Annotated in this window: 9 protein-coding genes; all 9 read left to right on the forward strand. The window is 63.0% G+C overall.

Annotated features, from left to right (window positions below; translation table 11 throughout):
* Positions 1 to 30 precede the first annotated feature (30 nt).
* The 9 genes from B7G52_RS07855 to B7G52_RS23265 all read left to right on the forward strand — a co-directional run bounded on the left by B7G52_RS07855 (position 31) and on the right by B7G52_RS23265 (position 9,161).
* The gene (locus B7G52_RS07855) at positions 31 to 636 is read left to right on the forward strand and encodes an RNA polymerase sigma factor (protein ID WP_096697058.1); all 606 of its coding nucleotides are present in this window, start codon (positions 31 to 33) and stop codon (positions 634 to 636) included.
* Positions 637 to 1,284: a hypothetical protein gene (locus B7G52_RS07860; protein ID WP_096697059.1), complete on the forward strand. Its 648-nt coding sequence runs from the start codon at positions 637 to 639 to the stop codon at positions 1,282 to 1,284.
* Complete coding sequence (locus tag B7G52_RS07865) at positions 1,274 to 2,506, forward strand: tetratricopeptide repeat protein (protein WP_096697060.1); 1,233 nt, start codon at positions 1,274 to 1,276, stop codon at positions 2,504 to 2,506. The genes B7G52_RS07860 and B7G52_RS07865 overlap by 11 nt, the downstream gene beginning before the upstream one ends.
* A gap of 162 nt (positions 2,507 to 2,668) precedes the next feature.
* The gene (locus B7G52_RS07870) at positions 2,669 to 5,518 is read left to right on the forward strand and encodes a VIT domain-containing protein (RefSeq protein WP_170954712.1); all 2,850 of its coding nucleotides are present in this window, start codon (positions 2,669 to 2,671) and stop codon (positions 5,516 to 5,518) included.
* A complete protein-coding gene (locus B7G52_RS07875) occupies positions 5,515 to 6,123 on the forward strand; it encodes a hypothetical protein (RefSeq protein ID WP_096697062.1) in 609 nt (202 codons plus the stop codon). The genes B7G52_RS07870 and B7G52_RS07875 overlap by 4 nt, the downstream gene beginning before the upstream one ends.
* 40 nt (positions 6,124 to 6,163) lie before the next feature.
* Positions 6,164 to 7,258: a hypothetical protein gene (locus B7G52_RS07880; RefSeq protein WP_096697063.1), complete on the forward strand. Its 1,095-nt coding sequence runs from the start codon at positions 6,164 to 6,166 to the stop codon at positions 7,256 to 7,258.
* Between the two features lie 21 nt (positions 7,259 to 7,279).
* On the forward strand, positions 7,280 to 8,365 hold the full coding sequence (locus tag B7G52_RS07885; protein WP_096697064.1) for an SEL1-like repeat protein: 1,086 nt from the start codon (positions 7,280 to 7,282) through the stop codon (positions 8,363 to 8,365).
* 84 nt (positions 8,366 to 8,449) lie between these two features.
* The gene (locus B7G52_RS07890; protein WP_141397404.1) at positions 8,450 to 8,743 is read left to right on the forward strand and encodes a hypothetical protein; all 294 of its coding nucleotides are present in this window, start codon (positions 8,450 to 8,452) and stop codon (positions 8,741 to 8,743) included.
* A gap of 112 nt (positions 8,744 to 8,855) precedes the next feature.
* Positions 8,856 to 9,161, forward strand: a complete 306-nt coding sequence (locus B7G52_RS23265) for a hypothetical protein (protein ID WP_141397405.1) — start codon at positions 8,856 to 8,858, stop codon at positions 9,159 to 9,161.
* Positions 9,162 to 9,634 lie beyond the last annotated feature (473 nt).

Genomic DNA, 9,634 nt, shown 5'->3' on the forward strand with positions numbered 1-9,634 from the left:
CCTGTTTATTTCCGCACGGGGACATTGGTCATGACCGCCGACACCAGCGGGCAGGACAGGCTCTGGCTTGACCTGGTGGCCGATGGCGGGCCGCAGGCCGACAAGGCCGTGGAGTCGTTGTTTCGGCAATACCGGCGGCCGCTGATGGGTTTTCTGATCCGCCGTGGCGTTGGGGCTGACGTCGCAGAAGAGCTGGTGCAGGAGGTTTTCATCCGCATGGTACGCGGCGCGAGTGGATTCCGGCATCAGGCGCGTGTGTCGTCCTGGCTGTTCCAGATTGCAGCCAATCTGCACATAGACCAGACGCGAAGGATCAGCCTGGAGGACACCATGGATGACGCCCAATGGCAGGTTATTGAGGGCACGGTTGCCACACAATGCGGAACGGGGGGCCAGGATGCGGCTGGCGCTGAAGCCCTCCAGGAATGCTTTGATCGAGGATTCTCCGAGTTTGCCCAGGCGCATCCCCAGCGGGCCCAGGCGTTGCAGCATGCGGTCCTGCACAAATGGTCGGTACGCGACATTGCCACCTTCTTGAACCGTACCGAGGGCGCCACGCGCGAGTTCCTGTCGCAGTGCCGCAAGAAGCTGCGCGAGCACCTCGCGCCATGTCGAGACTTCCTGCGCGAGATGTAAATGGCTTTACCCGGGGAAAACGATGATATCGACCAGTGGGTCGAGCAGCTTGCAGGTCGCTGGGGCATCAACCCCTCGGCCCAGGGAGCGCCCGAGGGGCCCGCTGAGGTGCGGGTGCTGCGCGAGGTGCTGGCGCACCGTTCTGCGCATGAGCGCGAAGTGCTGGACAGCACGCACGGCCTGCAGGCCAGCGAAGATCATGCACTGCAACGCCTGCGTTTCCGGTTGAAGCGGGAGGGGTTGCTCAGCAGCCGGCCTGTATGGCGCCGCCTGCGCTGGTTGCCGGCCGTGGCCGCGGCCCTGCTGCTCGCCGTCGCGGGTGTCAGGCTCCACTTGCCGGAGCCGGAGCCGGAGTTGCCGCATGTGGCCTATGCCTTCGCTTACGAAGAGCCGCCGCGTTATCGGGGTGCGGTGTCGCAGGTGCCGGTTCGCGTCGACAAGCCAGTGGCCTCTGCACGTCAGCTTGCTGCCGCTCTGGAGAAACTGGGCGCGCTGCCAAGGCTGTACGTCTGGCAGGGCGAGGCCATTGTCGATTTTGAGGCTACACCCGCAACGTGGGACGCGCTGCAGAAGGACCTGCCCACCCTTATTCTGCCGGCAGACGCAAGGCACGTCGGCCTGAATCGACTGGTTTTCAGTGCGCGCTAAAGCGTTGCTGGGCCTTTGGTTTGCCGCGGGCGTGGTGGCGGCCGAGCCCAATGGAGCTGTCTGGCAGGGCACCTTGGAGGTACGGGAGCAGCAGGGGAGGGCCTGCGCGATGCAGCGCATGCCCCCCTATCAGCTGCCTGTGCACATGGTGCGCTGGACCGGATCGGCGCGGGGTGAAACACTGTTTGCCTGGGGCGCCATGCAGCCTGCCATGTTGCAGTCCGCGGCGCAGGGCGGGGACGCGTATACCGTGCGTTTTTTCGACGCCACACAGCCAGTTGGTGAAGCGCAACTGGGATTTTCAGGTGGCACGCTGCGTGTCAATTGGCGCGAAAGCGCCACAGCGCAGTCGCCCGGCTGCAACTGGACCCAGGCCACGCTCTCGCTGCAACCCGTGGCCTCTCCCGAGGCAGAGCTGTCATTGATGGTTCACGCGCGTTATCTTCATCGGACCCAAACCCTGCTTCAGCAGTTGCGGACAGTCGACAAGGCATCAAGCCTCCCATTGCTTGAGCAGTTTTCGGCCCTGGCCAGCGAGATTCCCGAGCCTGCCCTGGCCGACAAGGGCGTCGCACAAGCCTTTCTGGAAGCAGGTGAGCACGCCATGGCGATGCGACGGCCCGCGCAGGCGATGCGGATGCTGCACCTATCCAGCGGCATCTACCGCCGCCTCGCGCCCGGCCATCCCGACGACGCAGCGCTGGCCTTGTCGCGCGAGGCTCATCTCCTTCGCCGCCAGGGTGGTTTGCCGGCAGCTCTGGACCTGATGGACGAGGCTCTCGCCTTACTGGCCGCTGCCCATCGCGGGAACGGAGTAACAGCATCGAATCTGCTCAACCTGCTGGGTGCCTGGCGGCTCAAGGATGGGCAGACACAGGGCGCGCTCGAGGTTTTCCAGCGCGCGGTGCGTATTGATCTTGCGCGGCAGGCTCCCAATGATGAGCAGGCCATGTCCCTCAACAATCTGGCCCAGGCTCTTCAGCGCGCGAACCAGCTCGATGCTGCTGCCCGGATGTTTGAACAAGCGCTGGCGCTGGCAGAGCTGGGTCCGGCCGAGAGTGACTCGCTTGTGCAGGCTATCCGTGACAACCTGGCAGCCTTGCGTAACCAGTCCGACAGCATGCCGCGCACCCGGGGCAAGCCTGACATCTCGCCACGGACGACGTCAGACAGCAGGATGACTGCTATCGCGCGGCACCCTTCCATTTTTACGACAGGCTGAACCATGTACGCATATGTTCCCATCCCTCGTTGTCCAGGATCCGGCTGGCGGATTTTCCTGAGGCTTGTCGCCGCCGGATTACTTTCTTGCGGCGCCGCGAGTGCGCAGTCCCAGGGAGTTCATGCCCCGCCACTGCATCCACGATCCCGGCCCGTTGTCGCCGTGCCGCTGCTGGTGGTACCCGAGGCTCGCCTGGCCATCCAGCTCGCCCGCGTGCAGGTGGATGCAGAAGTGGTGGGATTGGCGGCGCGCACGCGCATCGAGATGGAGTTTCGCAATCCCAATGACAGGGCGCTCGAAGGCGAACTGCAGTTTCCCCTGCGTCCGGGGCAAGCCGTCACCGGCTTTGCACTGGACATTGACGGCGCGCTGCGTCCCGCCGTACCAGTTGAAAAAGCCAAGGGCCGCCAGGTCTTTGAAGAGGTCACCCGCACGCGGGTCGACCCGGCCCTGCTGGAGGCCGCTGGCGGAAACAACTACAAACTGCGCGTGTATCCTTTGCCAGCCGGGGGAACACGCCGCGTCGTGCTGGAAATCTCCGAGACGCTGATGCGCAGCGACCGGGCTGGCCGAAGGGTGCTGGACTATCAGCTGCCGCTGCAATTTGGCCAGAGCGTCCAGCGGCTGGACGCCGCCGTGCGCTTTCCCGGTGCCGACCCCGCGGCTGTCAAGGCAATCCTTGGCAGTGAGCGCGTTGCCGTGCAACGTGGCGCTGACGGCGTTCCTGTGGTTACGCTGACACGCATCGGGTATACGAGTGGCCGGATTTTGCAGGTCACCGTTCCAGCGGCGGCCAGCCAGAGCTTCGTCAGCACCCAGACCTACCGGGACGCGACCTATTTTTATGCGGAGCTGCCGGTTGCGCTGAAGTCGCAACCACGCCCGGCACCAGCCAATCTGGCCATCGTCTGGGACGCATCGGGTTCCGGTGCGGCGCGCGACCATGCGCGCGAACTGGCCGTGCTCGACGGTTACTTCAGCGCCCTGGAGAGCGTGGCGGTTCAATTGCTGCTGGTACGCGATGTGGCTGAGCCCGTGCAGCGGTTTCAGGTGACACGCGGCGACTGGCGTACCTTGCGCGAGCAACTCGAAAAAGTCGTTTATGACGGCGCGACCAACATGGGCGCCATGGCTGTGCCCGATGGGGCGACGCAGGCCCTGCTGTTTACCGATGGGCTGGGAAATTTCGGTGGCCTGGCCATGCCGGCCAGCGGCGTGCCCCTGCATGCGCTGTCCTCGTCGATCAGTGCTGACGCCGTGCTGCTGCGGCACGCGGCAGAGGCTTCCGGCGGCACCTTGGTGGACTTGCTGCGCGTGAGCGCGCCGGATGCGGTGCGTGAGCTGCGTACAACGCGTACCCGTCTTGCCGGCCTGCGTGCAAATGGCGCGACGGATCTCGTCAGTGCCGGGGCTTACCCGGAAAACGGGCGCCTGGTCGTTGCCGGCCGTCTGACGGGACCGGCAGCCCACGTCGAGCTTGAGGTGGAGGCCCCGGACGGCACACGAGCAAACCACCGCTTCATCGTGGCCGGGGCCTCTGTCCCGGAGGCTGCAAAAATACCGTTGGCGGCATATCGCTGGGCCACCCTGAAGCTGGCCGCGCTTGAAGCCGACCGCGAGCGCAACCGCAGCGCCATTCGCCGCCTCGGGACAAGGTTTGGTCTGCTGACTGCCGAAACCTCCTTGATCGTGCTCGACGCCGTTGCCGACTATGCGCGTTACGAGATCGAGCCCCCTGAGTCGCTGCGTCCCGCCTACGAACGGCTGATTGCCCAGAAGCGGGACCGCAACCTGAATGAACGTGCCACGCATCTGGACCGTATTGCTGCACGTTTTGTGTCCAAGCAGGCCTGGTGGGACAGAGAGTTCCCCAAGGACGAGCCGCCTCAGCCCAAGCCCAGGCCGGGCACGCCGGCATGGGGTCCTGGTGCGGGCATGGCCATGCCTTCGGCGCCCGCACCCATGGCCATGGCACCGCGGCCTGTGCCCGCACCTGCCCCGATGCCGGTGCCGTCCGTCAGCGCACGCATGGCAGCGCCGCCTACACCGACAGCGGTTGCGGCAGCAGGGCCTGCCTCGGCCAGTATTCAACTCAAGAAATGGCTGCCCGACGCGCCTTACGCCAGGCGCCTGCGTGAAGCCCGAGTCGAGGACATGTACGCGGTGTACCTGGATGAACGGCCCTCCTACCTATCGAGTACGGCATTTTTCCTCGATGCTGCGGACATTCTCCTGGAGCGTGGCCAGACCGCACTGGGTCTGCGGGTGTTATCCAATCTGGCGGAGATGAACCTGGAGAACCGCCAGATCCTGCGCATCCTGGCCTACCGCCTGACGCAGGCCGGACAGGTGAAGCTGGCACTGCCGGTGCTGCAGAAAGTGCTGGTCCTGAGCCCGGACGAGCCGCAGTCCTTGCGCGACTTGGGGCTGGCGCTGGCTGAAGACGGCCAGTCCCAGGCTGCCGTCAACCAGCTTTGGGAAGTGGTGGCCAGGCCGTGGAACAACCGTTTTCCCGACATCGAGCTCATTGCCCTGGGCGAACTCAACGCGATCAACGCGGGTGTTGCCGCCGCCGGCCAGCCCGCGCTGGACACCAGCGCCATGGACACGCGTCTTCTGCGCAACCTGCCGCTTGATGTGCGCGCGGTGCTGTCCTGGGATGCGGACAATACCGACATCGACCTGTGGGTGATCGACCCCAACGGTGAACGCGCCTACTACGGCCGCCAGGTGACCTACCAAGGCGGCCGCATGTCGAACGATTTCACAGGTGGCTACGGACCCGAGGAATTCATATTGCGCGATGCCAAGCCCGGCACCTACACGGTCAAAGCGGAGTTCTACGGTCACAACCAGCAGATCGTGGCGCCCGCCACCACGCTGATGCTGCGTCTGTCCACCGGTTTCGGCACACCGGCCCAGAAAGATGAAAACATTATCCTGCGGCTGGCCGGTAAAAAAGAGGAAGTGACCGTGGGAACCTTTGTCGTTGGCGTGAAGGTCAAGCCATGACCGGCCTCCCGCAACCCACCTGGCGTGTGCTGGTGCTGCTTGGGGTAGCTCTGGTGCTCTCGGCTTGTGCACCGCCACCGATGTTCGGTGAGGCGCCTGCCGTGAGCTACGGCATTACCGTGCCAGCCTCAGCCGCCGGTCTTTGGGCCAAGGAAGGCAAGGACGAGGGCAGCCGTGTGCGGATTGTCCAGACTGGGAACAATACCCTGCGGCTCGAGATATTCAACATCAGGGCTGGAGAGGCCGCCGAGCCGCCGTTGCCGCCGCTCAGTGGTCGCACGGCGCGCCTTGCCGGAAACGACTGGCTGGTTCTGGACGTGGCCGCCTGGGATTACGGCAAGAGCGAGCGCGGCGAGATGAACGGTTTCCTGCTGTTGCAATACCGCTTCGACAATGCCACCCGCGTGTGCTTGCAAGTGCCGGCTTCCGCGGCTTTTGCCGCAGCGGTGTCGGCCGGTGAGCTCACCGGCAAGCTCAAGCCCGAGAGGAACCTTCAGGCCGTGCTGGTGACGTCGCCGGCGGCTGAATGGGTGGCCTGGTGGGGCCTGCATCAGGGCGTCGTTGAATTCTCGCAGGACAGCCTTTGCCTGCGGCGCGTGGGGTAGTCCTCTGCCATCTCGAAAACCATGAATTGAGAGGATCTCCATGACATTTAAATCGATCGGTCTGTCTTTCGCTCTGCTCGCCTGCAGCGTTGCTGAGGCGGCCTGTCCTGCGCTGCTGGAGGCAAGCGGCGTGGAAGGTAAAGAGCCGCTGACGCTTGGCCGCTGCGAGGTTCAGGTGGAGGTCCAGAGCCCCGGCGCACGGGGGCAGGTCCTGCTCAAGCTCAATGAAGCCGCGGCACAGCGCTGGCGTGAAGACCTGAAGGCAGGGACTCCACGGTGGTCTGCCATGCTGGGTGCCCGCGCGAACGTGCGCGGTTTTATCGGCATGGTGCCGCAAGGTGTTCTGCTGGAGTCGCATTCCGCGCGCCTCTTGCCCGGGGCGGTCTGGCTTTGGGACGCGCGCGCGGCCACCTTGCTGCTGGTGATGCCCGGTGGCAATGCGCCTGCGCCTGCTGAAGCGCCAGCACTTCCACCCGGGGTCGACTGTGCCCTCTTCAACACGGGCAGACTGCTTTTCTGGTTTGATGATCGCGACGTGCAGGCGGGTGAATTACTGGCCAGTCAGCCGGCATTGGTGCGCGCTCCGCATGACTTCGTGGTGGTGCCGGCAGCCTGTATCGGCGGCTGGCGGCTCAGCCCCGGCGCACCGGCTGCCATGGATGCCGTGAGCGGCATCGGCATGGTGGCACAGGACGCGAAAGACGGTACAACATTCACGCTGATCGCGCAGGTCGGCGCGCAAACCGTGCAGGGAAAAATGCGCGTGGTCGATCCGGTGAAGCATCCTTTGCGCGGCCTGTGGCGCCAGACGCGGGAAATCGCCTGCGGTACCGGCGCGCAGCGCGTGCCGCCGCAACCCCTGCACGAATTGCGTTTCCGCAGCAATGGCGACTTCTCGGCGACCTGGACGCCGTTTGAACGTTACATCGACTACGAGGGCAGCTTCATTTACGACCAGGCCAGCGGCGCTCTGAACCTCGCGGTGACGGGCGGCAACAACTTGCCGGTAGATCGAAAAATCGTTGCGAGAACCCGGCTCGACGCCGACGGCAGGCTGATCGTCTCCGTGCTGCCCGGCGGATCGCGCAATCCCACGGACGCGAGTGTGTGTGAAATGATTTTTGTACGACGCTGACATTTTTAAAGAGGTTCATCCATGATTCGCAAACTCGGCCTATTTGTCCTCCCCCTGCTCGTGACTGCCTGCCAGATGGCGCCACAGGCACATCCACCGGAAGTGGTTGCGACCAAGCCGGGGGCTGAAGAAGCCAGGGCCCAGTTCAATCTGGGCGTGAAATATGCGAATGGAAATGGCGTTCCCCAGGATGATCAAAAGGCAGTGGAGTTGTATCTCAAGTCCGCTGAAAAGAATGATCCTCTGGCCCAATACAACCTGGGATTCATGTTTGAAAAGGGCAGAGGCGTGCCTCAGGATTACGGCCTGGCCGCCATGTGGTATCTGAAAGCCGCCAACCAAGGCGACGCAGAGGCTGCATTCAACCTGGGCGTGTATTACGCCAACGGCCGGGGCGTTGAGAAGAACCCGGAGAAAGCCGCCGAGTGGTATGCCAGATCCGCCGAAAAGGGGCTTGCAACGGCGCAATACAACCTCGGCCAGCTTTATGACAGCGGAACGGGTGTCCCACAGAACGAAAAAAAGGCGGCCGAATGGTATGTCAAGGCCGCTGAACAAGGCCTGGCCCTGGCGCAAAACAATCTGGCGAACCTGTATCACTTTGGGAAAGGAATTCCAAAGGACGACAGGAAGGCGGTGTTTTGGTACACCAAGGCTGCGGAGCAGGGGCTGGGAGCCGCGCAATTGCCACTCGCGGAAAAATACTATTTTGGCAAGGACGGCCTTTCGCAAGACTATCCACAAGCTCTTTTCTGGTATTCCAGGGCGGCAAAAACTTCAGTTCATGCCCAGTACATGACGGGGCTCATGTACGAGGAGGGGTATGGCGTGAAGAAGAACTTGTCCGAGGCGCTTCGTTTTTACGAAACCGCAGCCAGACAGGGTGACTTTGCAGCCCAATACAACCTGGGCAACCTCTATCGCAAAGGTGAAGGCGGCATCGAGCAGGACGACAGAAAGGCGTATCTCTGGTTTTCCATTGCAGCGTCCCACGCCGAATCTGCCAATGCCATCAAATACCGGGACATGGCTGCCGCCAGGCTGTCGCGAAAGGACCTGGATGCCCTGAACCAGATCGTGGCGCGTTACGCCCGGACCAACAAATAGTGCGTGGTTCCCAATTGTTCTTCAGCATCCAGCCGCGGTCATCACTGCTTGCCCGGATGCGCCGGCCCACCGAGGGGAGATGAAATGAAAAAAACGGTTGTCTTGTTGTTTGCATCGCTGCTTTGGTTTGGTGCTCACGCCGACGGCGCCAAAGAGGCGACCAAGCAAGAGCAGATCAGAAAACTGAGAGCACAAGCTGCGGCTGCACATGGTCGTGGCGACGCACTGAGTGCCCAGGCGGAGAAACTGGAATTGGAGTCCGACATGAACCCCGGTGAAAAGCTGCGCGGCGGCCCCGTCGGCAAACCGGAGAAACGTCAGATTGCCGGGCAATGCGGGAACGACGGGCGAGCAGGTTGTGTCCTCTCGGGGAAATAGTGCAGACCTCGGGGCCAGCGTTACTCGGGGAGATTTTTGGGGACGAGGGTGTGTCTTTGCCGGCCGTGCACACCCGGGACAACGAGGCGGGTATTCATCAAGGAACCGTGAAATGAAAAAATTATTTGTTGTGATTTTTGCTTCAGCCCTCGGATTCGGCATGGCCGTCCACGCTCAAGATACGAAGGGATCGGCCATACAGGCACAGGTCAAGAAACTGAGGACTCAAGCCGATCAGGCGCACAAGCGTGGAGACTCATTGACTGCCAGGGCGGACAAACTCGAGTCGCAGGCGGCTGCCAATCCTGGCGAGAAGATGCGTTCATTCAGCAGCCCTGCAGACGGTGCATCCACCCAATCGAAACCAAGTGTGTACAAGCCTTCTCCAAGAAACGTTGGGACTGGCGTCAGAGGTTGAACCGGGGCACTGGCGTCCCGGTTTGTGCGTTGTCAGCAGGCAGCTGCCTTTAATCTGATGGAAGAATTGCTCGGGTAAGAATCGTGTCGTCGAGCAAGACGCCGTCGCAGAAGGGCCATCTTCCGTCGCAGGGGGCTGTGCACTTTCCCGCCGCACGGGTGACGGAGGTGCGCGCGCGATGCCGTCGACCGCATTGTTGCCAAGGGTGCATGGTTCAGCAATGGAAGATGGAGCGCGGACCCGAACTCAGATACGGCCGCCAGCGACGGCCCAAATCGTCCAGACTCGTCCACGCCCTGCCCAGCACTATCGCCCCGGTCATTGCCCCCCGCGTCAGAATAGTTGTCGCCTCCATAGAACCAAGAATCCGGGGGCGGCGATGAAGGACAAGAATTGGCACGATACGGACAAGCATTCAAGGACCGGGCGGTAGCGCGGTTGTTGCCGCCTGAAAGCGCGGCGGTGGAGGAAGT

It is taken from the genome of Polaromonas sp. AER18D-145, from assembly GCF_002379095.1.
In the GTDB taxonomy this organism is placed as follows: Bacteria; Pseudomonadota; Gammaproteobacteria; order Burkholderiales; family Burkholderiaceae_C; genus Polaromonas.

Bases quoted from the DNA above. Each gene is read 5' to 3' on its own strand.
- B7G52_RS07855 (WP_096697058.1), top strand. From the start codon at position 31: ATGACCGCCGACACCAGCGGGCAGGACAGGCTCTGGCTTGACCTGGTG.
- B7G52_RS07860 (WP_096697059.1), top strand. From the start codon at position 637: ATGGCTTTACCCGGGGAAAACGATGATATCGACCAGTGGGTCGAGCAG.
- B7G52_RS07875 (WP_096697062.1), top strand. From the start codon at position 5,515: ATGACCGGCCTCCCGCAACCCACCTGGCGTGTGCTGGTGCTGCTTGGG.
- B7G52_RS07880 (WP_096697063.1), top strand. From the start codon at position 6,164: ATGACATTTAAATCGATCGGTCTGTCTTTCGCTCTGCTCGCCTGCAGC.
- B7G52_RS07885 (WP_096697064.1), top strand. From the start codon at position 7,280: ATGATTCGCAAACTCGGCCTATTTGTCCTCCCCCTGCTCGTGACTGCC.
- B7G52_RS07890 (WP_141397404.1), top strand. From the start codon at position 8,450: ATGAAAAAAACGGTTGTCTTGTTGTTTGCATCGCTGCTTTGGTTTGGT.
- B7G52_RS23265 (WP_141397405.1), top strand. From the start codon at position 8,856: ATGAAAAAATTATTTGTTGTGATTTTTGCTTCAGCCCTCGGATTCGGC.